The sequence below is a fragment of the Kribbella sp. NPDC005582 genome (genome assembly GCF_040605415.1).
Classification (GTDB): Bacteria; Actinomycetota; Actinomycetes; order Propionibacteriales; family Kribbellaceae; genus Kribbella.
Window position 1 is genome coordinate 710,778 of sequence record NZ_JBEXCU010000002.1, and the last position, 21,302, is coordinate 732,079.

The 21,302-nt window shown below is 68.1% G+C and carries 23 protein-coding genes; 19 read left to right on the forward strand and 4 right to left on the reverse strand.

What is annotated here, in order from left to right:
- Positions 1-2: 2 nt before the first annotated feature.
- The 6 genes from ABZS29_RS14915 (at position 3) to ABZS29_RS14940 (ending at position 6,442) form a co-directional block, all read left to right on the forward strand.
- Positions 3-896, forward strand: a complete 894-nt coding sequence (locus ABZS29_RS14915) for a sugar phosphate isomerase/epimerase (RefSeq protein ID WP_355462078.1) — start codon at positions 3-5, stop codon at positions 894-896.
- Positions 897-979: 83 nt separating this feature from the next.
- Positions 980-1,975: a substrate-binding domain-containing protein gene (locus ABZS29_RS14920; protein WP_355462080.1), complete on the forward strand. Its 996-nt coding sequence runs from the start codon at positions 980-982 to the stop codon at positions 1,973-1,975.
- Positions 1,976-1,984: 9 nt separating this feature from the next.
- Positions 1,985-3,031, forward strand: coding sequence for an ABC transporter permease (locus ABZS29_RS14925; protein WP_355462082.1), 1,047 nt, complete (start codon positions 1,985-1,987; stop codon positions 3,029-3,031).
- Positions 3,028-3,879 carry an ATP-binding cassette domain-containing protein gene (locus ABZS29_RS14930; protein WP_355462084.1) on the forward strand — a complete coding sequence of 284 codons (852 nt, stop codon included), beginning with the start codon at positions 3,028-3,030 and terminating at the stop codon, positions 3,877-3,879. The genes ABZS29_RS14925 and ABZS29_RS14930 overlap by 4 nt, the downstream gene beginning before the upstream one ends.
- Positions 3,880-3,881: 2 nt before the next feature.
- A complete protein-coding gene (locus ABZS29_RS14935) occupies positions 3,882-4,904 on the forward strand; it encodes a Gfo/Idh/MocA family oxidoreductase (protein WP_355462086.1) in 1,023 nt (340 codons plus the stop codon).
- A 35-nt stretch (positions 4,905-4,939) separates the two neighbouring features.
- A complete protein-coding gene (locus ABZS29_RS14940; RefSeq protein ID WP_355462088.1) occupies positions 4,940-6,442 on the forward strand; it encodes a CoA-acylating methylmalonate-semialdehyde dehydrogenase in 1,503 nt (500 codons plus the stop codon).
- Between the two features lie 60 nt (positions 6,443-6,502).
- On the opposite strand, the gene ABZS29_RS14945 is transcribed toward ABZS29_RS14940, so the two are convergent.
- Positions 6,503-7,441 carry a LysR family transcriptional regulator gene (locus ABZS29_RS14945; protein ID WP_355462090.1) on the reverse strand — a complete coding sequence of 313 codons (939 nt, stop codon included), beginning with the start codon at positions 7,439-7,441 and terminating at the stop codon, positions 6,503-6,505.
- Between the two features lie 75 nt (positions 7,442-7,516).
- Here ABZS29_RS14945 and ABZS29_RS14950 point away from each other — a divergent pair, with 75 nt between their 5' ends.
- Positions 7,517-8,209 carry a hypothetical protein gene (locus ABZS29_RS14950; RefSeq protein WP_355462092.1) on the forward strand — a complete coding sequence of 231 codons (693 nt, stop codon included), beginning with the start codon at positions 7,517-7,519 and terminating at the stop codon, positions 8,207-8,209.
- Here ABZS29_RS14950 and ABZS29_RS14955 read toward each other — a convergent pair.
- Positions 8,206-9,201 carry a Gfo/Idh/MocA family oxidoreductase gene (locus ABZS29_RS14955; RefSeq protein WP_355462094.1) on the reverse strand — a complete coding sequence of 332 codons (996 nt, stop codon included), beginning with the start codon at positions 9,199-9,201 and terminating at the stop codon, positions 8,206-8,208. The two genes, ABZS29_RS14950 and ABZS29_RS14955, sit on opposite strands and share 4 nt — an antisense overlap.
- Positions 9,202-9,447: 246 nt before the next feature.
- Here ABZS29_RS14955 and ABZS29_RS14960 point away from each other — a divergent pair, with 246 nt between their 5' ends.
- The 8 genes from ABZS29_RS14960 (at position 9,448) to ABZS29_RS14995 (ending at position 14,917) form a co-directional block, all read left to right on the forward strand.
- A complete protein-coding gene (locus ABZS29_RS14960; protein ID WP_355462096.1) occupies positions 9,448-10,191 on the forward strand; it encodes a GntR family transcriptional regulator in 744 nt (247 codons plus the stop codon).
- A gap of 184 nt (positions 10,192-10,375) precedes the next feature.
- Entirely contained in the window at positions 10,376-11,653 is a 1,278-nt protein-coding gene (locus ABZS29_RS14965; RefSeq protein ID WP_355462098.1) for an ATPase, T2SS/T4P/T4SS family, read from the forward strand.
- A complete protein-coding gene (locus ABZS29_RS14970; RefSeq protein WP_355462100.1) occupies positions 11,653-12,513 on the forward strand; it encodes a type II secretion system F family protein in 861 nt (286 codons plus the stop codon). Before ABZS29_RS14965 ends, ABZS29_RS14970 begins: the two co-directional genes overlap by 1 nt.
- Positions 12,510-13,448, forward strand: coding sequence for a type II secretion system F family protein (locus ABZS29_RS14975; RefSeq protein WP_355462102.1), 939 nt, complete (start codon positions 12,510-12,512; stop codon positions 13,446-13,448). The genes ABZS29_RS14970 and ABZS29_RS14975 overlap by 4 nt, the downstream gene beginning before the upstream one ends.
- 14 nt (positions 13,449-13,462) lie before the next feature.
- Positions 13,463-13,657, forward strand: a complete 195-nt coding sequence (locus ABZS29_RS14980; RefSeq protein ID WP_355462104.1) for a hypothetical protein — start codon at positions 13,463-13,465, stop codon at positions 13,655-13,657.
- 41 nt (positions 13,658-13,698) lie between these two features.
- On the forward strand, positions 13,699-14,049 hold the full coding sequence (locus tag ABZS29_RS14985) for a TadE family protein (protein ID WP_355462106.1): 351 nt from the start codon (positions 13,699-13,701) through the stop codon (positions 14,047-14,049).
- Entirely contained in the window at positions 14,046-14,489 is a 444-nt protein-coding gene (locus ABZS29_RS14990) for a hypothetical protein (protein WP_355462108.1), read from the forward strand. The genes ABZS29_RS14985 and ABZS29_RS14990 overlap by 4 nt, the downstream gene beginning before the upstream one ends.
- Positions 14,486-14,917 (forward strand): Tad domain-containing protein, encoded by a 432-nt coding sequence (locus ABZS29_RS14995; protein WP_355462110.1) that lies wholly within the window; start codon positions 14,486-14,488, stop codon positions 14,915-14,917. The genes ABZS29_RS14990 and ABZS29_RS14995 overlap by 4 nt, the downstream gene beginning before the upstream one ends.
- Here ABZS29_RS14995 and ABZS29_RS15000 read toward each other — a convergent pair whose 3' ends face one another.
- Positions 14,918-16,393 carry an MFS transporter gene (locus ABZS29_RS15000; protein ID WP_355462112.1) on the reverse strand — a complete coding sequence of 492 codons (1,476 nt, stop codon included), beginning with the start codon at positions 16,391-16,393 and terminating at the stop codon, positions 14,918-14,920.
- 186 nt (positions 16,394-16,579) lie between these two features.
- On the opposite strand from ABZS29_RS15000, the gene ABZS29_RS15005 reads away from it, so the two are divergent.
- The gene (locus tag ABZS29_RS15005) at positions 16,580-17,875 is read left to right on the forward strand and encodes a glycosyl hydrolase family 18 protein (RefSeq protein WP_355462114.1); all 1,296 of its coding nucleotides are present in this window, start codon (positions 16,580-16,582) and stop codon (positions 17,873-17,875) included.
- Here the strand turns inward: ABZS29_RS15005 and ABZS29_RS15010 are convergent.
- Complete coding sequence (locus ABZS29_RS15010; protein WP_355462116.1) at positions 17,872-18,675, reverse strand: hypothetical protein; 804 nt, start codon at positions 18,673-18,675, stop codon at positions 17,872-17,874. The genes ABZS29_RS15005 and ABZS29_RS15010 overlap by 4 nt on opposite strands.
- A gap of 70 nt (positions 18,676-18,745) precedes the next feature.
- Between ABZS29_RS15010 and ABZS29_RS15015 the strand changes: the two genes are divergently transcribed.
- From ABZS29_RS15015 to ABZS29_RS15025, 3 genes are read left to right on the forward strand one after another with little or no spacing between them, the layout of a single operon-like run.
- On the forward strand, positions 18,746-19,363 hold the full coding sequence (locus ABZS29_RS15015; protein WP_355462118.1) for a helix-turn-helix domain-containing protein: 618 nt from the start codon (positions 18,746-18,748) through the stop codon (positions 19,361-19,363).
- Between the two features lie 18 nt (positions 19,364-19,381).
- Positions 19,382-20,503: a peptide chain release factor 2 gene (prfB, locus tag ABZS29_RS15020; protein ID WP_355462120.1), complete on the forward strand. Its 1,122-nt coding sequence runs from the start codon at positions 19,382-19,384 to the stop codon at positions 20,501-20,503.
- Positions 20,487-21,269, forward strand: coding sequence for a pentapeptide repeat-containing protein (locus ABZS29_RS15025; protein ID WP_355462122.1), 783 nt, complete (start codon positions 20,487-20,489; stop codon positions 21,267-21,269). Before prfB ends, ABZS29_RS15025 begins: the two co-directional genes overlap by 17 nt.
- Positions 21,270-21,302 lie beyond the last annotated feature (33 nt).

The following is a 21,302-nucleotide window of genomic DNA, read 5'->3' on the forward strand; positions in this document are numbered from 1 at the left end:
CGATGGCCGCGATCAACGTCGGTACGGCGCCGGACTCGTGGGGAGTCTGGTTCGCCGACAATCCACGGCAGACGCCGTGGACCCGGTTCCTCGACGAGGTGGTCGAGGCCGGCTACACCAGGATCGAGCTCGGTCCGTACGGCTACTTGCCGACCGACAAGCAGCAGCTGAAGGCGGAGCTCGACCAGCGGGGTTTGACGATGACTGCCGGTACGACGTTCGAGCAGCTGCACCGGGAGGACGGCTGGGAGACGACCTGGCGCGATGTCGCGCCGACGGCGGACCTGGCCGCATCAATGGGCGCCAAGCATCTCGTCGTGATGCCCTCGATGTGGCGCGACGCGGACGGCAGCATCACCGAGCAGCGCCTCGACCACGCCGGCCAGGCTGCGCACGGCAAGCAGGTGACCGAGCTCGGCCGTCGGGTTGCGGAAGAATTCGGCCTGCGGCTGCAATACCACCCGCACGCGGATGGTCATGTCGACAACCAGGGCACGGTCGAGCGGTTCCTCGAGGAGACAGACCCGCAGTGGGTGAGCCTGTGCCTGGACACCGGTCACATCAGCTACTGCGGCGGCGACAACCTCGAGCTGATCCGCAAGTACCCGGACCGGGTCGGCTATCTCCACCTCAAGCAGGTGAACCCGGAGGTCCTGGCCGCGATCCAAGGCCAGGAGCTGAGCTTCGACCAGGCGATCGAGCGCGGCGTGATGGCCGAGCCGCCCAACGGCGTACCGGAGTTTCCGCCGCTACTGGCGGCCCTCGAGGGTCTCGACGTCGAGCTGTTCGCGATCGTCGAACAGGACATGTACCCCTGCCCGCCCGAGGTGCCGCTGCCGATCGCGACCCGGACGTTGGCCTATCTGAGATCCCATGGGGGTGGCGTATCGGTGTGATGGCCAGCAGAGTGTGAAACTCGCTGGTCCCAACGCAACTTCCGCGGGTCGACCGCGGATCATCTGAAAGGCTGGTTGGAGTCATGGTTCGGTGGCACAAGAAGGCAGTGGCCGCGAGCGCGGCGGTCGTGCTCGTCGCGGCCCTCGCCGCGTGCAGTTCCTCCGGGGGCAAGCAGGAGGAGCAGGGCTCGAGCGGCGGCGGTGGCGGCGTCGCGGACACGCCCCGGATGAAGGTCGCACTGATCACCCACTCGGGACCCGGTGACACCTTCTGGGACATCGTCCGGCGAGGCGCCGAGGCGGCGGCGAAGAAGGACAACATCGAGCTGCAGTACTCCAGCGACCCCGACGGCGCCGCCCAGGCGAACCTGGTGCAGACGGCGATCGACTCCAAGGTCGACGGCATCGCGGTCACGCTGAACAAGCCGGACGCGGTGATGCCGAACGTGAAGAAGGCGGTCGCGGCCGGCATCCCGGTGACCGTGCTGAACGGCGGTCTCGACACCTGGAAGGGCAGCGGCGCGATCGGGTACTTCGGCCAGGACGAGAAGATCGCGGGCCAGGCGACCGGTGACAAGCTCAAGCAGCTCGGCGCCAAGAAGGTCATCTGCGTCATTCACGAGCAGGGCAACGTCAGCCTGGAGGCTCGCTGCCAGGGCATCAAGGACAAGTTCGGCAACGTCGAGAACGTGAACGTCACCGGCTCCGACCAGCCCGGCACCGAGGCGACGCTGACCGCGAAACTGCAGCAGGACAAGACCGCGGACTACGTCGTCGCGCTGAACGCGGGCGTCGCGCTGACCGCGGTCAAGGCTGCCAAGACGGCCGGCTCGGCCGCCAAGGTCGCCAGCTTCGACATGAGCAAGGAGATGGCGAAGGCCGTCCAGGACGGCACGGTGCAGTTCGCCGTCGACCAGCAGCCGTACCTGCAGGGCTATCTCGCGGTCGACGCGATCTGGCTGAACAAGACCAACGGCGACACCATCGGTGGTGGTGAGGCGACCCTGACCGGGCCGGCCTTCATCGACAAGAACAACATCGAGGCCGTCGCGAAGTACGCCGCGGCCGGAACCCGCTGAGGTAGCGCCATGGCATCGACCATCACTTCACCCGCCGCGGCGGACGACCGGGTCTCGGTCCGGTCCGTCGGGGCGCGGCTGCTCAGCCGGCCCGAGATCGGGTCGCTGGTCGGCGCGGCGGTCATCCTGGTGTTCTTCCTGATCGCCGCGCCGCCGTTCCGCGACATCAACAACACCGGCACGATCCTGTACCAGGCCGCGCTGATCGGAGTGATGGCGGTGCCGGTCGCGCTGCTGATGATCGGCGGTGAGTTCGACCTGTCGGCCGGTGTCGCGGTGACCACCTCCGGTCTGACGGCGGGACTCTTCTCCTACCAGCTCAGCCTGAACGTCTGGGTCGGCATCGTGCTCGCCCTGGTCGTCTCGCTGGCGGTCGGCGCGTTCAACGGCTGGCTGCTGATGCGGACGGGGCTGCCCAGCTTCCTGGTGACGCTGGGCACCTTCTTCATCCTGCAAGGCCTGAACATCGCGGTCACCCGGCTCGCCTCGGGTGCCGTCGCGTCGAACTCGATCAGCGACATGGACGGGTTCGGCGCCGCCCAGAAGATCTTCGCCTCGAAGTTCCACGTCGGCGGGGTGACGATCAAGATCATCGTCCTGTGGTGGATCGTGTTCGTCGCGATCGCCGCCTGGGTGCTGCTCAAGACCCAGATCGGCAACTGGATCTTCGCGGTCGGCGGCGACGCCGCGGCGGCGAGGGCGGTCGGCGTACCGGTGCGGAAGGTGAAGATCGGGCTGTTCATGACGGTCGGGTTCTTCGCCTGGTTCGCCGGTATGCAGTTGCTGTTCGTGCAGAACGGCGTGGTGCAGTCCGGCGAGGGCGTCGGCAAGGAGTTCCTCTACATCATCGCCGCCGTGGTCGGCGGCTGCCTGCTCACCGGCGGCTACGGCTCGGTGGTCGGTGGTGCGGTCGGTGCGCTGATCTTCGGCATGGTGCAGCTCGGCGTGGTGTACGCCGGCTGGAACCCGGACTGGTTCAAAGCCTTCCTGGGCGCGATGTTGCTGCTGGCCACCATCGTCAACCTGATCGTCAAGAACCGGGCGGAGGCACGATGACCACGACCGAGAGTTTCGCGTCCGAGGCGGCCAACAGCCCGACCGCGCCGATCGTCCACCTCGAGGACGTCGGCAAGAGCTACGGCAACATCCACGCTCTGCGCGGGGTGTCGCTGTCGGTGCGGCAGGGCGAGATCACCTGTGTGCTCGGCGACAACGGTGCCGGCAAGTCGACGCTGATCAAGATCATCGCCGGGCTGCACGACTACACCTCCGGCACCATGTCGGTGAACGGTCAGGAGCGGCACTTCAGTTCGCCGCGGGAGTCGCTCGACAGCGGGATCGCGACCGTCTATCAGGACCTCGCGCTCGCGCCGCTGATGTCGGTCTGGCGGAACTTCTTCCTCGGCAACGAGCTCACGCGCGGTCCGTTCAAGCAGCTCGACGAGCGCGCGATGAAACGGATCGCCCGGCAGGAGCTGACCAAGATGGGGATCTCGATCCCTGATCTGGAGCAGCCGGTCGGCAAGTTGTCGGGCGGCCAGCGGCAGTGTGTCGCGATCGCCCGGGCCATTCACTTCGGCGCCAAGGTGCTGATCCTGGACGAGCCGACCGCGGCGCTGGGCGTGAACCAGTCCGGCGTCGTGCTCAAGTACGTCGTGAAGGCTCGCGACGCCGGGATCGGCGTCATCTTCATCACCCACAACCCGCATCACGCCTACCTGGTCGGTAACCACTTCGTGGTGCTCAAGCTGGGCCGGGTGGCGCTCGACACACACCGCGCCGACATCACGCTGGAGCAGCTGACCACGGAGATGGCCGGCGGTTCCGAGCTCGAGGCGCTGAGCCACGAGTTGCGCGACCTGGCTCCGGACGCGGTGGCCGACGTACAGGACAAGAAGGAGTAGCGATGAGTGAGCTGCGGATCGGCATCGTCGGGGTGGGTGCGATGGGTGCCGACCACGCCGAGCGGATCGTACGGCGGACGTCGGGCGCGCGCCTGGTCGCGGTGTCGGACCCGGATGTGGCTCGCGCCGAGGAACTCGCGGACCGACTCTCGGTCGCGCCGGGCGCGGTGCGGATGATTGCCGATCCGCTGGAGTTGATCGGCGCGCGCGAGGTGGATGCGGTGATCCTCGCGTCACCCGGGTTCGCGCACGCGGAGCAGTTGTTCGCTTGCCTCGAGCACGGCAAACCCGTGCTCTGCGAGAAGCCGCTGACCATGGATGCTGCCTCGTCGCTGCAGGTCGTCGAGGCGGAGCACAAGCTCGGCCGGCAGCTGATCCAGGTCGGCTTCATGCGTCGCTTCGACCCCGAGTACGCCGAGCTCAAGCGACTGCTCGACTCGGGCGAGCTCGGTCGGCTGTTGCTGCTCCACAACGTGCATCGGAACAAGGCGAACGGTCCGGGGTTCCGCAGCGAGCTGATCGTGCGGGACTCGATGGTGCACGAGGTCGACGTCGCGCGCTGGCTGTTCGACTCCGAGATCAGCAAGATCACCGTGCACGCGCCGAAGCCGACCGGTCTCGTGCCCGACGACGTCCTCGACCCGCAGTTCGCGGTCTTCGAGATGGCGAACGGAGCGATGGCCGATGTCGAGGTCTTCGTGAACTTCCAGGTCGGCTACGAGGTGCGCTGTGAAGCGGTCGCGGAGCGCGGAAGCGCGACCATCGGGCTCGGCGCGGGCGTCTTCACCCGTGCCGCCGGACACTGGGGCGGTGCGATGCCGGAAGACTTCCGGGTCCGCTTCGACCGTGCGTACGACATCGAGGTCCAGCAGTGGGTCGAGGCGGTGGGTCGCGGTGAGATCGACGGCCCGAGCGCCTGGGACGGCTACGCGGCCGCCGCCGTCTGCGAAGCGGGGATCGCCTCCCTGAGCACCGGACAGCCCGTCACTGTCGACCTTGCCGACCGCCAGGCAGTCCTCGGCTGACGCCGAATCTGAAGCTGCAGCTGAAAGGAATCGTTGTGAGTACTGAGATCAAGCGCATCACCCATCTGGTCGGCGGAAGCTCGTGGACCGGCGTCGCCGAGCGGACCAGCAAGGTCTACAACCCGGCCACCGGCGAGGTCACCGGGGAGCTCGACCTGGCCTCGGCCGCCACTGTCGACGAGGTCGTCAAGGTCGCGCACGACGCGTCGAAGGCGTGGGCGCAGACCTCGCTGACCAAGCGCACCCAGGTGCTGTTCGCCTACCGCGAGCTGGTCAACCAGCACAAAGAAGAGATCGCCGCGCTGATCACGGCCGAGCACGGCAAGGTGCTGTCGGACGCGCTCGGCGAGGTCACCCGCGGTCTGGAGGTGATCGAGTTCGCCTGCGGTATCCCGCATCTGCTCAAGGGCGGCTTCAGCGAAGGCGTGTCGACCAAGGTCGACGTCTACTCGATCCGGCAGCCGCTGGGTGTCAGCGCCGTCATCTCGCCGTTCAACTTCCCGGCGATGGTGCCGATGTGGTTCGTCCCGATCGCGGTGGCCTGTGGCAACAGCGTGGTGATCAAGCCGTCCGAGAAGGACCCCTCCGCGGCGAACGCGATGGCCGAGCTGTGGACACAGGCCGGCCTGCCGGACGGCGTGGTGAACGTGCTGCACGGCGACAAGGAGGCCGTCGACCGGCTGCTCGAGCACCCTGACATCAAGTCGGTGTCGTTCGTCGGTTCGACACCGATCGCGAAGTACGTCTACGAGAACGGCACGAAGAACGGCAAGCGCGTGCAGGCGCTCGGCGGCGCCAAGAACCACATGATCGTGCTGCCGGACGCGGATCTGGATCTCGCCGCGGACGCCGCGGTGAACGCCGGCTTCGGGTCGGCCGGTGAGCGCTGTATGGCGATCTCCGCGCTGGTCGCGATCGAGCCGATCGCCGACGAGCTGATCGCGAAGATCACCGAGCGGATGGCGAAGCTCAAGACCGGCGACGGGACGCGGTCGTGCGACATGGGCCCGCTGGTCACCGGACCGCACCGCGACAAGGTCTCCGGATATGTGGCGGCCGGTGTCGAGGAGGGCGCGGAGCTCGTCGTCGACGGGCGCGACGGTGAGTTCGACGGGGGAGCCGACGGGTTCTGGCTCGGCCCGACGCTGTTCGACAAGGTGACGCCGGAGATGTCGATCTACACCGACGAGATCTTCGGGCCGGTGCTGTCGGTCCTCCGGCTGCCGTCGTACGACGCGGCGCTGGACCTGGTGAACTCCAACCCCTACGGCAACGGGACGGCGATCTTCACCAACGACGGCGGCGCCGCCCGTCGCTTCCAGAACGAGGTCGAGGTCGGCATGGTCGGCATCAACGTGCCGATCCCGGTCCCGATGGCGTACTACTCGTTCGGTGGCTGGAAGAACTCGCTCTTCGGCGACACCCACGCGCACGGCATGGACGGCGTCCACTTCTTCACCCGCACCAAGGTCGTCACCTCCCGTTGGCTCGACCCCAGCCACGGTGGCATCAACCTCGGCTTCCCGACCGGCGACTGACCGGCTGCGGTACGACGTCCCGCGGCCGATGCCGGTCGGGGGACGTCGACCGGGCCGACATCAGCCTGCGAGCGTGGCGGCGAGGGCGTCGGCGGCGGTGCCGGGGAGGTGGCCGTGGAGTAGGTCGATGCGGTGCTGGAGGCGTGGGGTGCTGAGGGGCACGGCGGTGGCTGCTGAGAGTGCGGCTGGGAGGGCGGCGGTGGCTAGGGGGAGTGCGGCCGGGAGGACGGCGGTGGCTGGGGAGAGTGCGGCTGGGAGGACTGCGAGGCCGTGGCCGGCTGCGATCAGGTCTAGCAGCGTGGCAACGTCGGTGCCGGTGTAGGTGAGGGCTGGGCGGAAGCCTTCGGAGTCGGTGGCGGCACGGAGCGCGGCGAGGGGCGCGGCGACGTCCGGTGCGTCGATCCAGCGGGCATCGACGAGGTCCCGTAGGGCGATCTGCCGACGACTGGCGAGCGGATGATCGTTGGCTAGGGCAACGACCAGCGTGTCGTGCGCGACGGCGCTGGTGCGCAGCGTTCCGGTGTCGACGAGCAGGAGCGGATCGGTCGGCGCAGCCACGCCGTCGATGAGGCCGAGGTGGTACTCGCCGACCGCGACGCCGTGCGCGACTTCGGCGCGACCGCAGACGGTCAGCGTGACCACGGTTCCCGGCTGCGAGCGCCGTACGGCGGTCAGGGCGGTTGCGAGCCGGCCACCGGCGGCTGCCAGCGGGGATGCCGCGATCGTCAACGTGCCGGGCGGATCGCCGACCGCGCGGTCGACGTCGGCGCGGGCGGCGGCGAGCCGCAGCAGGATGGCGCCGGCGTGTTCGAGCAGGCGGTCGCCGGCGGGTGTTGGAGTGACGGGCCGGCGGTTCAGCAGCGGCGTACCGAGGTCGGCCTCGAGGGTCGCGATGTGCTGCGACACCGCGGACTGCGTGTAGCCGAGCTCGGCAGCCGCGACCGAGAACGAGCCGTGCTCGGCGACAGTGACGAAGGTGCGCAGCAGGTGCGGATCCACGAGATAAGTATCGCTGATACTCGATGCAGAGATCATCGTTGGCGCTGATACGCCGATCGGCCCCAGGATGGATCCATGAACGCTTACTCGGCACGTATCGCTCTGGTCGGCGACCGCTCACCACATGTCCGTTCGCACCAACGCGTGCCCGGACTGCTGGACCGGCTTCGCGAACGCGACAATCTCGATCTCGACGTGTACTGGGTACCGACCGAGGAGGTCGACGAGTCGCTCAAGGGGTTCGACGGCATCTGGCTGCTGCCGGGGAGTCCGTACCGCGACGAGGCCGGCGCGATCACCGCGGTCCGGATCGCTCGCGAGAACGGGATCGCGTTCCTCGGCACGTGTGGCGGTTTCCAGCACGCCATGCTGGAGTTCGCGCGCAACGTCTGCGGTCAGACCGCCGTACAGCACGGTGAGAATCACCCCGAGGCGGAAGACCAGTTGATCGTCGAGCTGGCCTGCTCACTGGTCGGCCACGAGGGCGTGATCCATCTGACGCCAGGTACGCGGGCGGCCGCCGTACTGGGAGTTGAGAAGTCGATGGAGCGCTATCACTGTGCTTATGGACTCGACAGCAGTCGCCTGGATGTACTGCGCGAGCAGGGCATGGTGTTCAGCGCGTACGACGACGCGGGTGATCCGCGGATCGCGGAGCTGCCCGAGCATCCGTTTTTCCTCGCCACGCTGTTCCAGCCGGAACTGGCGGGCGACGGCACTCGACCACATGCACTGATCGAGGCCTTCGCCCGCGCAGCCTGCAACTAGAGCGACGGACGCGGTGCGAGGCCGGCTGCCACGTAGGCCTCGTCGATGAGCTGCATGGTGGCCACTGCGTCGTCCGCATCGGTCGGGAGCGGCGCACCGGTGCGGAGGTGCGCAGCGAACGCCTCAAGCTGATACGCGTACGACGACTTGCGGCCGAGGTGCTCGACCCAGTGGTCCTCTTTGGTGGTGACGATGACCCGGTCGTCGTTGTGCGGTAGGACGAAGCTCGGCGCGAAGGCCTCACCGCGAGTACCGACGATCTTGCAGCTGAAATCGAGCGTCTCCGCGCCCATGCTGGTCCGCACCGCGCCGGTGGCACCGTTCGGGAACGCCAGGTCGGCGTTGAGCCACTCGTCCACCCCAGGCGCTCGCTTGCGCTCACCAGCGCGAGCGCTGATCAGCTGCGGCGCACCGCCAGCCCACAAAGCCAGAGAGCGCTGCGCGTGCATGGCGTAACAGCCGACGTCCATCAGAGCGCCACCTGACAGCGACAGAGACCACCGCGGGTCGTCGTCCGGAGGCGGAGGCATCACCATGGTGGTTTCCACGTGCTGCAGCTCGCCCAGCTCACCCTTGGCGAGCAGTTCGTGCAGACGCCGGGTCACCGGGTGGAAGAGATAGTGAAAGCCTTCCATGACACTCACACCGCGCTCCGCGGCAGCGTCGCGCACCAGCGCTGCCTCGATCGCGTTGCTGGCCGAAGGCTTCTCCGTCAGCACGTGTTTGCCGGCGGCAATCGCCTTGAGGTTCCAGGGGCCGTGCAACGCGTTCGCGAGCGGGTTGTAGATCGCCTCGACCTCGTCGTCGGCGATCACTTCCTCGTACGACGCGTGCACGCGCTCGACGCCGTGTTCCGCCGCGAACGCTTCGGCGCGATCCCGGTCCCGGGCCGCCACGGCGACCAGCCGGGCGCCGGTCAGCCGGGCCGGTTCGGCGATCGCGCGGCCCGCGATCCGGGCAGCACCGAGGATCCCGATACGCAGCGGTTCCATACTTCTCCTGCCTGTAGCCAGCACAGCCCCCGAGTGGGCCGGTGGATGGTCCAGAAGGCGACATCCTCACCTACCCGAGCGCTCGCGGACAGCCCTGGACCGCCATCCGGACCCGGATCCGGGCACGTTCACTCAGCGTTCACGCTGCTGTGCGTCGCGGTAGTTGAACGTTGGGTAATCGGAAAGGATCTGATCAAATCACCGTGGTGGGTCGACTGATCAGGGTGGAGGCTTCAGGATGTGCCCATGAGCACCGTGCAGGTCCAAGTTGATCGGAGCAGTCGGACGCCGTTGCATGTGCAGCTGGCACAGCAGCTCGAGGCGGCGATTCAGGGTGGCGACCTCCCGGTCGGTTCCCGGCTGAGCAACGAGGTGGACCTCGCGGAGGCGTACGGGCTGAGCCGGCCCACCGTGCGACAGGCGATCGCCCGGCTGGTCGACCAGGGCCTGCTGGTGCGCAAGCGCGGTGTCGGCACGCAGGTGGTCGGAAACTCCGGCCAGGTGCGCCGTTCACTCGAGCTCACCAGCCTGTACGACGACCTGGCCGCGGCCCACCGCAAGCCGGAGACCGACGTACTGCGGCTGGGAATCGCGCCTGCGACCGCGGACGTCGCAGCTGCCCTGCAGTGCGAGGTGGGGGACCGAGTGCTGCGTCTGGAGCGCCTGCGCCGGGCGGACGGCGAGCCGCTCGCTCTGATGCGCAACTGGCTGCCGCCCGACCTCTTGGAGACCGACCCCACCACGCTGGCCGAGCGCGGTCTCTACCAACTGCTCCGGGCCGAAGGCGTACGGCTGAAGGTCGCGCACCAGACGATCTCCGCCGTACCGGCGTCTCCGGAGCAGGCGCGACTGCTCGGCGAAGAGCCCGGATACCCGCTGCTGGCCACGACTCGGATCACGTACGACGACCACGGTCAGCCGGTCGAGTTCGGCTCGCACCTCTACCGCGCCAGCCGCTACTCCTTCGAGCACACGCTGATCCACCGCTAAAACTTGCAACAACGTGCAACTTTGTAGACCCCTAGCTGCGGCGTGGATACGCTCAGTGAGCCTTTGGCGTGGCACGGTTATCCACAGGCCGCCGTGAGCGAGTGGCGCAGGGTGCCCCCGGGTTGAAAGGATGGTCGCGCATGGTGACCGCGGGGTCGCCGGACGGGACGCAACGGGGAGAGCGATGACAGCCGACAGACTTGCCGCGCGCCGGTCTGGCTGGGACGGTGCGGTCGAGCTGATCGACGCCCAGGTCCGCGATGTCGTCCGGCGCGAGGGCATCGACCCACTCCGCGATCCGGCCGCGGTGAACGCGATCGTCGCCACCGTCGTCCGCGAGTACGACGAACGCAGCCTGACCGGCGTGGTCCCGCCGATCGGCGATATCGAGGCGGTCAGCCGCGAGGTCCACGATCGGGTGGCCGGGTTCGGTCCGTTGCAGCGGTACCTGGATGATCCGGCCGTCGAGGAGATCTGGATCAACGAGCCGAGCCGGGTGTTCATCGCCCGCGAGGGCCGGCACGAGCTGACCACGACTGTGCTGACCGAAGAAGAGGTCAGCGATCTGGTCGAGCGGATGCTGAAAACCACCGGCCGCCGCGTTGACGTCTCGCAACCTTTCACCGATGCTCGCCTGCCCGACGGTAGTCGCGTGCACATCGTGCTCGGCGGCATCACGCAGCGCTTCGCAGCGATCAACATCAGGAAGTTCACCGTCCGCGCGACCCGGCTGAACGATCTCGTCCAGCTGGGCTCGCTGACGCCGCACGCGGCCGCGGTACTGGACGCATCCGTGGCCTGCGGTCTGAACATCCTGGTCTCCGGCGGCACCCAGGCCGGCAAGACCACGATGCTGAACGCACTGGCCGGCTCGATCCCCGGCAGCGAACGGGTGATCAGTTGCGAAGAGGTCTTCGAGATCAAGCTGCCGATCCCGGACTGGGTCTCGATGCAGACGAGGCAGGCCGGTCTGGAGGGGACCGGTGAGGTTCGGCTGCGCGACCTGGTCAAGGAGTCGCTGCGGATGCGGCCGTCCCGAGTCATCGTGGGCGAGGTGCGTGGCGAGGAGTGCCTGGATCTGTTGCTGGCCTTGAACTCAGGACTTCCCGGCATGTGCACAATCCACGCGAACTCGGCGCGTGAGGCACTGACCAAGATGTGCACGCTGCCTTTGCTCGCCGGCGAGAACATCGGCTCCCGGTTCGTGCTGCCGACTGTGGCCGGTTGTGTCGACCTCGTCGTCCATCTCGGGATCGCTGCCGACGGGCGTCGCCGGGTGCGGGAGATCTTGGCCGTCAGCGGGCGGATCGAGGATCAGGCGATCGAGACCGAGACTCTGTTCGGCACCGTGGACGGGCGATTGCGGCGAGCCGAAGGACATCTGCCGCACCCCGAGCGATTCCAGCAGGCGGGGTACAACGTGTCCGGTCTGCTCACCGAGTTGCCGGTGGGTGCCGGCTGATGGGGCTTCTCCTTGGACTGTTCTTCGGGATCGGTCTGCTGCTGATCATCGCGACGTTCGTGGCCCCGGCCGAGGCCCGTGCCGCGCAGGACGGTCGCTTGGTGACGCGCAGCCGCGACCTGCTGGCCAGCGCCGGAGTCGAGGGCGTGACCCCAGCCGCGTTCATCGGTGCCTGCCTGATCACCGGTTTGATCGGCCTCGTGGTGATGTTCGCGGTGTCCGGTGCGTGGCCCGTCGGTGTGGTGTTCGGGTTGATGGCTGGTGGTGCGCCGGTCGCGTTGGTGCGGAGTCGCGCCCGGCGGCGACTGGCCGAGTTCCGCGAGCTCTGGCCGGATGTGGTCGACAACATTGCTTCCGCTGTGCGCGCTGGGTTGTCGCTGTCGGAGGCGTTGGCGCAGGTGGGTGAGCGCGGACCGCTGCCGTTGCGGGAGCCGTTCCGGCGGTTCGGCGCCGACTATGCCTCGACCGGTCGCTTCGCAGAATCGCTGGACCGGTTGAAGGCCCGGCTCGCGGATCCGGTCGGTGACCGCGTGGTCGAGGCGCTGCGGATCGCGCGCGAGGTCGGCGGTGGTGATCTCGGTCGGCTGCTGCGATCCCTGTCGACGTTCCTGCGTGACGATGCACGGACGAGATCCGAGCTTGAGTCCCGGCAGTCCTGGTCGGTCAACGGTGCGCGGGTCGCGGTCGCGGCGCCGTGGCTCGTGCTGGCGATGCTGTCGTTCCAGGGCGACGTGATCCAGCGCTACAACTCACCGGTGGGTGCGATCGTCATCGGCGCCGGCGCCGTGATCTGTGTGCTGGCCTATCGATTGATGTTGCGGATCGGCCGGTTGCCCGAGCCGGAGCGGGTGCTGCGATGACCCCGATCGTGCTCGGAGGCGTGCTCGGCGCGGTGTTCGGCGCCGGCCTGCTGATCGTCGTACGGCGGTTGCCGTTCCTGCGCCGACCGTCGCCCGATGACCGGATCGCGCCGTACCTGCGGGATATCGACGGGTCCGAGGTCTTCCTCGGTGTCGTCGCGTCGAACTCACCGTTCTACGCGATCCTGCGGTTGTTCGGGCCGTCCTTGCGATCAGGTGCTCGACGATTGGAGCGCGTGCTCGGTGGTGCGAGCTCGATCCGCCGCCGGCTGGCCCGGGCCGGCCTGGAGCGCACGGTCGAGGAGTTCCGGATCGAGCAGTTGCTCTGGGGTACGGCGGCCTTCGGCGTCGGGCTCGTCGCGTCGTTGATCGCGGTGGCGTTCGGAGTTGGAAGCCCGCTGGGGATGCTGGTCTTCTGCGCCTTGCTGGGTGTTCTCGGAGTGCTTGCCCGCGACACCTATCTCACCAGCCAAGTACGGAGTCGGGAGCGCAGGTTGCTCGCCGAGTTGCCCACCGTGGCCGAGTTGCTGGCGTTGTCGGTGGCGGCAGGGGAGGGTCCGGCTGCCGCGCTCGACCGTGTTGCGCGGTCCTGCCGCGGTGATCTGGCGGACGAGCTCAAACAGGTGCTGGCCGAGACCCGGGCGGGCGACACGCTGGTCCGCGCGCTGGATGCGCTGGCCGATCGGACCGGTCTGATGGCGCTGTCCCGCTTCGCAGACGGTCTGGCCGTCGCGCTCGAGCGCGGTACGCCACTGGCTGATGTCCTGCGAGCTCAGGCTGGTGACATTCGTGAGGCAGGGCGTCGTGAGTTGATCGAGTCCGGCGCCCGTCGTGAGGTCGCCATGATGGTCCCGGTGATTTTCCTGGTGCTACCGGTCACCATCGCGTTCGCCTTCTTCCCAGGCGCTGTCGGAATCCGGTTGATTGCCGGATGAAACGAGGAGAGGTCATGTCCCGATTGACGACGAGACTGTACGTGGCGTTGCTGACGCCGCGGCCTGCGCGCAAGGAACGCGGTGACGTTCCGGGCTGGGTGCTCATCACTGTGATGACCGCCGGGCTGGTGGTGGCGATCTGGCAGTTGGCCGGTGACCAACTGGCCAACATGCTGAAGAACGCACTGGACTCCGTCTCCAACAAGTGACCCCACGATCCAGACGAAGGAGCGACCGCGGATCCGCGGTCGTGGACTTCGTGCTGGTCTCGATGCTGGTGGTGCCGTTGTTCCTCGGCATCCTCCAGGTCGGTCTCTATCTCTACGTCCGCAACACCGTGACCGCCGCCGCGTCCGAAGGCGCGCACTACGCGGCCGTGCTGAATCGCACCCCGGCCGACGGTCAGGCGCGGACGCGCGAGCTGATCGGCGGTGTCGTGAACGACCGCCTGGTCGACTCCGTCGAGGCGAGTGCGACCGAGATCGACGGGCAGCCAGGTGTCGAGGTCGTAGTCCGTGCGCACATGCCGTCGCTAGGACTGTGGGGTCCAGCGGTCGACTTCAGCGTGGCCGGGCATGCGGTCAAGGAGACCGGCGAGTGAAGCGCGACGAGCGCGGTAGCGCGGTGGTCGAGTTCTCGTGGCTGGCCATCCTGCTGATGGTTCCGCTGATCTACGTGATGCTCGGCGTCTTCGACGTCCAGCGAGCCTCGTACGGCGCGACCGCGGCAACCCGGGCGGCCGGGCGCGCGTTCATCATCGTGCCGGACGGACTGTCGGAGGACGAGGCCCGCGCCCGCGCGTTCGAAGCGGCCCGGCTGGCGATGAAGGATCAGGGCATGGAGCTGTCCTCGGATCAGCTCACGATCACCTGCAATCCCGCTTGCCTGCAACCCGGTTCGACCGTCACGGTCACCCTCGATACGAGTGTCCGGTTGCCGCTGATCCCCGAGGCGCTCGGCGGCGAACCGCCCGCGATCCGGATCAGCTCGTCGCACACCGAGCCGTACGGCGACTACCGCGAGGCGAAGGGCGACGGATGAGCCGCCGGCGCCGTACCGAAGAGGGGCAGCTGACGGTCCTGATCATCGGCTTCACGTTCGTGATCCTGCTGATGATCGTCGTGGTCACCGACATCTCCAAGGTCTTCCTGGTCCGGCGCGATCTGGATGCCACCGCCGACGGCGCCGTACTGGCCGCCGCGAACGGGCTGGCCGCGATCTACGCCCAGCCCGCCGCCGACGGCAACGCCGAACTCGATCCGGACCAGGCCCGCCGGCTGACCGCCGAGTACCTCGATCAGGTTGCCGCTAGCAACCGTTTCGACGGTCTCGACTGGTCCGCCGACGTCACCGGTACGACGGTCACCGTGCAACTGACCTCGTCCGTCGACCTGCCGTTCCAGCCACCCGGGTTTCCGGGGTCGACCGACATCGCGACCGAGGCGTCGGCCGTCGTACCGATTCGTTGATCAGCGGGTGCGGCGGCCGGGGACCACGTAGAGCACCAGGACGATCGCCATCGTCGCGACGGCGGCGATGCCGGCAGCGTGGTAGCCGCTGACGAAGGCGCTCTTGACCTGGTCGAGCAGTTCACCGCTGGCCTGCTCGAAGCCGTCCACCCAGCTGCCGTTCGCATGTCCCGCGGGCATCTGCGCCCGGTAGACGACCGTGGCCAGGCTGCCCAGAATCACCAGGCCCGTGGCGATCCCGATCTCGTTGGCCGTCTGGGCCAGCGAGGCCGCCGAACCGGCCCGCTCCTGCGGTGCGTGCGAGATGATGTCGTTCATCAGGAACGGGAACGCGGCCCCGATCCCGGCTGTCGTCAGAACGGCGCCGATGATCGCCCAGACGATGCCGGACTGGCCGAGCGGGAGCAGCGCGAACGGGACGAAGCCGACGAACATCAGCGCGAGACCGCCGATCACGACTCGCTTCGGCGCCATCCGATGGCCGAGCCACGGGCCCAGGTTCGAGGCGGCGATCATCGCGACCGTCGACGGGATCAGGCACAGGGCCGCGGTCAGCGGTTCCAGTCCGAGGGCCGACTGCAGGTAGAAGCCGGCGAAGATCGACGTACCGCCCATCAGGAGCGCGGTCAGGAACAGAACCCACATTGCCCGCGCCACGCCGGGCCGACGCAGCAGCGACAGGTCGACCAACGGGTGCTCGAGCGTGTGCTGCCGCCGGACGAAGACAATGCCGAGCGCGAGTCCGATCACGCCGAGCCCGATGACCTTCCACAGTTCGGTCCCGTTCACCGCCCACTTGAGCGCTGCGACGAGGCTGAGGATCGACACCAGGCACAACGCGGCACTGCGGAGATCAAGCCGGGTCTCCGGCTGGGGCTGGGACTCCGGCAGCAGGCGGGGTGCGGCCACCAGCGTCAGCACCATCACCGGTACGCCGAGCAGGAACACCGAGCCCCACCACCAGTACTGCAGCATCACGCCGCCGATCAGCGGAGCCACGGCCATGCCGCCGAGGAAGCAGGTCATGTAGGCGCCCATCGCGGAGACCCGAGCCTTCGGGTCCGGGAAGATCTGGCCCAGCAGCGCCATCGAGGCCGGCATGATCGCCGCACCGGCGAGCCCCATCACCGCTCGCGTCACGATGATCATCCAGGGCGCGGTCGAGAACGCCGCGACGGCCGAGGCGATCGCGAACACCGTCGCACAGATGATGATCAGCCGGCGCCGCCCGATCCGGTCGCCGATGGCGCCCATCGTGATCATCGTGCCGCCGACCATGAAGCCGTAGATGTCGTTCATCCACAGCAGTTCGGTCGGCGACGGGCGCAGGTCGGCGGACATCCGGGGCAACGCCACTCCGAGCACGCTGATGTCGATCGCGATCAGCAGCGAGGGCAGGGCCAGCAGCGCGAGGGCGAGCCGAGGGCTGCGGGTCCGCTCCCGACGCCCGCTGGGCCGCGTGATGGAGGTGGTCATGGTGGTTCCTCTCGGGGTGGACCGAAATCTGTCGTCACCCCTGCGTCGGATCAGCTTCCCGGTTTTTGACATGACGCGATCCGGCAATCCGCGACGAGTTCTCGTGGCGGGTTTCCGACATGTCGTGGCGGTCCAGGGAAGCAGCGCCCTACGGTAAACGAAAGGTCGCTACATAAGGGAGTCGTCATGAAACGACGGGTCGGCGTTGTCGCCGCGGGTGCCATCGCAGCCGGGCTCCTGTTCGGATCGGCCGGTCTGGTCGCCCAGGCCGGTGGATCGTCCGTCCAAGCAGCCTGTACGGCGCCCGCCTGGGCCGAGGGTGTCGCGTACCCCGCGGGCGCAAAGGTGAGCTACCAGAGCCGGACCTACCAAGCCCGGTCCGCGCACACCGCGCCGCCCGGCTCCGGCTGGAACCCGGTCGCGGCCCCCTCGCTATGGCTCGACCTCGGCGCCTGCGACAGCACCCCGCCGACCGATCCGCCGACCACGCCGCCAACGACACCGCCGACGACTCCGCCCGGCAATGCCACCTGCGCGGTGAAGTCGCGACCGGCCGGCAAGGTCCTGCACGGCTACTGGGAGAACTGGGACGGCTCGTCGAACGGCGTCCATCCGCCCTTCGGCTGGACGCCGATCACCGACTCGCGGATCGGTCAGCACGGCTACAACGTGATCAACGCGGCGTTCCCGGTGATCCTCTCGGACGGCACCGTGAAGTGGGAGGACGGGATGGACGCGACCGTGAAGGTCGCGACTCCCGCCGAGATGTGCGCGGCGAAGGCGGCCGGTCAGACGATCCTGCTCTCGATCGGCGGTGCCACCGCCGGCATCGACCTGAGCTCGTCGACGGTCGCCGACCGGTTCGTGGCGACCGTCGTACCGATCCTGAAGCAGTACAACTTCGACGGGATCGACATCGACATCGAGACCGGGCTGACCGGGAGCGGCAACATCAATCAGCTGTCGACCTCACAGGCGAACCTGATCCGGATCATCGACGGTGTGCTCGCGCAGATGCCGTCGAACTTCGGGCTGACGATGGCGCCGGAGACGGCGTACGTGACCGGTGGCAGTGTCACCTACGGCTCGATCTGGGGTTCGTACCTCCCGATCATCAAGAAGTACGCCGACAACGGGCGGCTGTGGTGGCTGAACATGCAGTACTACAACGGCAGCATGTACGGCTGTTCCGGCGACTCGTACTCCGCCGGAACCGTGCAGGGCTTCGTCGCCCAGACCACCTGCCTGAACAACGGCCTGGTCATCCAGGGCGTCACCATCCGGGTCCCGTACGACAAGCAGGTCCCCGGACTGCCGGCCCAGAGCGGCGCCGGTGGCGGCTACATGTCGCCGTCCCTCGTCGCCCAGTCATGGAACAGCTTCAACGGCCAGCTCAAAGGCCTGATGACCTGGTCCATCAACTGGGACGGTTCGAAGAACTGGACCTTCGGCGACAACGTCAAGTCACTGCAGGGGCGTTAGCCGAACAGGCCGGGGTGGTCGGCCAGCCAGGTGGTGAAGCTGCGGGCGGTGTGTCCGGTCAGCAGCTCGACACCGGGCTCGATCGAGGCCGGTGTGCCGACGCGGGACGCCCAGTAGGCAAGGAGCGTTTCGCGCTGGCCCTCGTCGCGCATCTGCATCTCGGCGCGGGCCTGGTCGGGGGTGAGGTCGACGGCCTCGATCGGTACGCCGGTGGTCTCGGTGACGAGCGCGATCTGACGCCGGCGAGTCATCGACTCGGGACCGGTGAGCGGGTACGCACGACCGTCGTGGCCGTTGCCCGGTCCGTCGAGCAGCACCCGCAGTACGGCGTCCGCGATGTCCTGCTCGTGGATCGGCGCCTCCTCGGCATCGAGGTACGGCAGGCGGATCTGACCGGTCGCGCGGGCCTGATAGGCCCAGTACTTCGCATTGCTCATGAAGGCGCCTGGCTGCATCCGAGTGGTCGCGTAACCGCCGGATGCGATCACCTGCTCGGTCTTGGCGTGCGGATCCTCCGGTCCGCCGGCCGCGGACAGCGAGGAGAGCAGGACGACCTGCTTCACCCCAGCGGCGTCGGCAGCCGCCACGAAAGCCGGTGCGGAATGCGGGTCGGCGTACAGGAAGACCTGGCTGACGCCTTCGAGGGCGGGGGCCGGGTCGGCCGCGTCGTACGCGACGGTGTCGGGTCCGAGCGCGCCCGGCTCGCGGCTGGCGATCCGGACGTCTTGGCCGGCGGCGGACAAGCCGGTGCTGACGGCGCGGGCGATCGCGCCGCGGCCGCCGGTGACGAGGATGGTCATTGGTTCAACTCCAAACATGTAGCGACTACAAGATTGGGATCAGTAAACCAAGATGCTCTACGGTTGTCCAATGGAGCTCGGCCGGCGGGAGCGCAAGAAGCAGCAGACGAAGGCCGCGATCTCGGAGATCGCGACCCGGCTGTTCCTCGAGCGCGGGTTCGACGCGGTGACCGTGGCCGAGGTCGCGCGGGCCGCGGACGTCGCCGTGCAGACGGTCTTCAACCACTTTCCGGCGAAGGAGGATCTGTTCTTCGACGAGGAGGGCTGGTGGCTTGGCCCGGCGCGCGCGGTACGGGAGTCGTCCGGTGATCCGCTGGACGCGCTCGAAGCGCATTACCTGGCGTCGATCCGGGAGCGGGTCGCGGTGGGACACCTGGCGACCTGGAAGCAGTTCGTCGCCACGATCGAGGCCAGCCCGGCCTTGCTGGCACGCCGGCGGATGCAGATCGACGAGATGATCCGGACGGTGGCCGCGGCGCTCGACGAGCGATCGGATGAGCGGGTGCGCAACCGCCTGCTCGCCGCCCAGTACGCCGCCGCTCAGAACCTGCTCGAGGAGGAGCTGATGCGGATGCTGCCGGACGATGCCTCGCCCGGCGAGCTGGTCGCCGCTCAGGAGCAGCTGGAACAGGTCGTGGCCGAGGTGTTCGGCATCCTTCGAAACGGTTTAACGGCCCCACCGGGTTAGCGGGTAGGCTGCATTGTTGTGGCTGGACTGGATTTTGACGCCGAGCTCAAGCAGCTCGACGCGACGCTGACCTCGATCGAGAAGGTGCTCGATCTCCCCGCGATGCGCGCGGAGATCGCCGAACTCGGCGAGGCTGTCGCCGCGCCCGATCTGTGGGACGACCAGGCGAACGCGCAGAAGGTGACGTCACGGCTGTCCAGGCTGGAGGCCGACGTCGATCGCGTCACGGGGCTGCGGTCCCGGGTCGAGGACGTCGGTGTCCTGATCGAGCTCGCCCGCGAGGAGAACGACCCCGACGTCGTCGCGGAGGCGGAGAAGGAACTCGCCGCGGTCGCGAAGCTGATCCAGTCCCTCGAGGTCCGCACGCTGCTCTCGGGTGAGTACGACGAGCGCGACGCCCTGGTCACGATCCGTTCCGGCGCCGGTGGCGTCGATGCCGCGGACTTCGCCGAGATGCTGCAGCGGATGTACCTGCGCTGGGCCGAGCGGCACGGCTACGGCACCGAGGTCTACGACACGTCGTACGCCGAAGAGGCCGGGCTCAAGTCGACCACCTTCGCGGTCAAGGCGCCGTACGCGTACGGGACGCTGAGCGTGGAGTCCGGGACGCACCGGCTGGTCCGGATCTCGCCGTTCGACAACCAGGGCCGGCGGCAGACGTCGTTCGCGGCGGTCGAGGTGGTTCCGGTGCTCGAGCAGACCGACGAGATCGACGTACCGGACGAAGAGATCCGGGTCGACGTGTACCGGTCGTCCGGCCCGGGTGGTCAGAGCGTCAACACGACCGACTCCGCGGTTCGGCTCACGCACATCCCGACCGGCACCGTGGTCTCCTGCCAGAACGAGAAGTCGCAGCTGCAGAACAAGGCCTCGGCGATGGTCATCCTGAAGGCGAAGTTGCTCGCGCTGAAGAAGGCCGAGGAGCGCGCCCACCTCGATTCGCTGCGCGGCGACGTGCAGGGTTCGTGGGGCGACCAGATGCGTTCCTACGTCCTGCACCCGTACCAGATGGTGAAGGACCTGCGGACGCAGTTCGAGTCCGGGAACACCTCCGGCGTCTTCGACGGCGAGATCGACGACTTCGTCGAGGCCGGCATCCGCTGGCGCCGGACCGGCCAGACAGTTGCCGACCAGAACTGAGCTCCGCGCCGACTGCGGTAGTTGCTTCGGCCTCTGCTGTGTCGCACTGACGTTCAGCCGGTCGGCCGACTTCGCGATCGACAAACCGGCCGGCGAGGCCTGCCGGAATCTCGACGACGACTTTCGCTGTGGCATTCACACGCAGCTGCGGCCCAAGGGTTTCCAGGGCTGCACGGTCTACGACTGCTTCGGCGCCGGCCAGGAGATCTCCCGTCGCGCCGGCCGGAGCTGGCGGGAGCAGCCGGGTGCCGAGATGTTCGCCGCCCTGCCGATCCTCCGCCAGCTCCACGAACTCCGCTGGTACCTCACCGAAGCCCTGACCTACAAGGCCGCAGCGGCCCTCCACGCAGACCTCCGTACGGCGCTTACTCGCGTCGAGGAGGTCAGCCGTACGACCGATCTCACGACGGTCGACGTACCGGCCGAGCGAGCCCCCGTCAACGAGCTGCTCCTGCGGACCAGCAAGCTTGTCCGAGGCAACCAACCCAAGTCCAAGGAACGCCGAGGCGCCGACCTGATCGGCAAACGCCTCCGCGCCGCCGACCTGTCGAACGCCAATCTCCGCGGCGCCTACCTGATCGCCGCCGACCTGACCAACGCCAACCTCCGCGGCGCGGACCTCATCGGCGCCGACCTCCGAGACACCAACCTCCGCGGCGCCGACCTGACCGGCGCCCTCTTCCTCACCCAGCCCCAACTCAACGCCGCCCAAGGCGACACCCGAACCAAACTCCCAGCAGCCGTCACTCGGCCAGCGCACTGGTAGGCGCTCACCTGCGTACAGAAGGACTGGTGATGC

Excerpts from the sequence above, each read along its gene's own strand:
- ABZS29_RS15005 (WP_355462114.1), top strand. The coding sequence starts at position 16,580 with ATGAAACGACGGGTCGGCGTTGTCGCCGCGGGTGCCATCGCAGCCGGG.
- ABZS29_RS14965 (WP_355462098.1), top strand. The coding sequence starts at position 10,376 with ATGACAGCCGACAGACTTGCCGCGCGCCGGTCTGGCTGGGACGGTGCG.
- ABZS29_RS14950 (WP_355462092.1), top strand. The coding sequence starts at position 7,517 with ATGAACGCTTACTCGGCACGTATCGCTCTGGTCGGCGACCGCTCACCA.
- ABZS29_RS15015 (WP_355462118.1), top strand. The coding sequence starts at position 18,746 with ATGGAGCTCGGCCGGCGGGAGCGCAAGAAGCAGCAGACGAAGGCCGCG.
- ABZS29_RS14960 (WP_355462096.1), top strand. The coding sequence starts at position 9,448 with ATGAGCACCGTGCAGGTCCAAGTTGATCGGAGCAGTCGGACGCCGTTG.
- ABZS29_RS15010 (WP_355462116.1), bottom strand. The coding sequence starts at position 18,675 with ATGACCATCCTCGTCACCGGCGGCCGCGGCGCGATCGCCCGCGCCGTC.
- ABZS29_RS15000 (WP_355462112.1), bottom strand. The coding sequence starts at position 16,393 with ATGACCACCTCCATCACGCGGCCCAGCGGGCGTCGGGAGCGGACCCGC.
- ABZS29_RS14980 (WP_355462104.1), top strand. The coding sequence starts at position 13,463 with ATGTCCCGATTGACGACGAGACTGTACGTGGCGTTGCTGACGCCGCGG.
- ABZS29_RS14955 (WP_355462094.1), bottom strand. The coding sequence starts at position 9,201 with ATGGAACCGCTGCGTATCGGGATCCTCGGTGCTGCCCGGATCGCGGGC.
- ABZS29_RS14970 (WP_355462100.1), top strand. The coding sequence starts at position 11,653 with ATGGGGCTTCTCCTTGGACTGTTCTTCGGGATCGGTCTGCTGCTGATC.
- ABZS29_RS14930 (WP_355462084.1), top strand. The coding sequence starts at position 3,028 with ATGACCACGACCGAGAGTTTCGCGTCCGAGGCGGCCAACAGCCCGACC.
- ABZS29_RS14935 (WP_355462086.1), top strand. The coding sequence starts at position 3,882 with ATGAGTGAGCTGCGGATCGGCATCGTCGGGGTGGGTGCGATGGGTGCC.
- ABZS29_RS14925 (WP_355462082.1), top strand. The coding sequence starts at position 1,985 with ATGGCATCGACCATCACTTCACCCGCCGCGGCGGACGACCGGGTCTCG.
- ABZS29_RS14920 (WP_355462080.1), top strand. The coding sequence starts at position 980 with ATGGTTCGGTGGCACAAGAAGGCAGTGGCCGCGAGCGCGGCGGTCGTG.
- ABZS29_RS14995 (WP_355462110.1), top strand. The coding sequence starts at position 14,486 with ATGAGCCGCCGGCGCCGTACCGAAGAGGGGCAGCTGACGGTCCTGATC.
- ABZS29_RS14915 (WP_355462078.1), top strand. The coding sequence starts at position 3 with ATGGCCGCGATCAACGTCGGTACGGCGCCGGACTCGTGGGGAGTCTGG.
- ABZS29_RS14975 (WP_355462102.1), top strand. The coding sequence starts at position 12,510 with ATGACCCCGATCGTGCTCGGAGGCGTGCTCGGCGCGGTGTTCGGCGCC.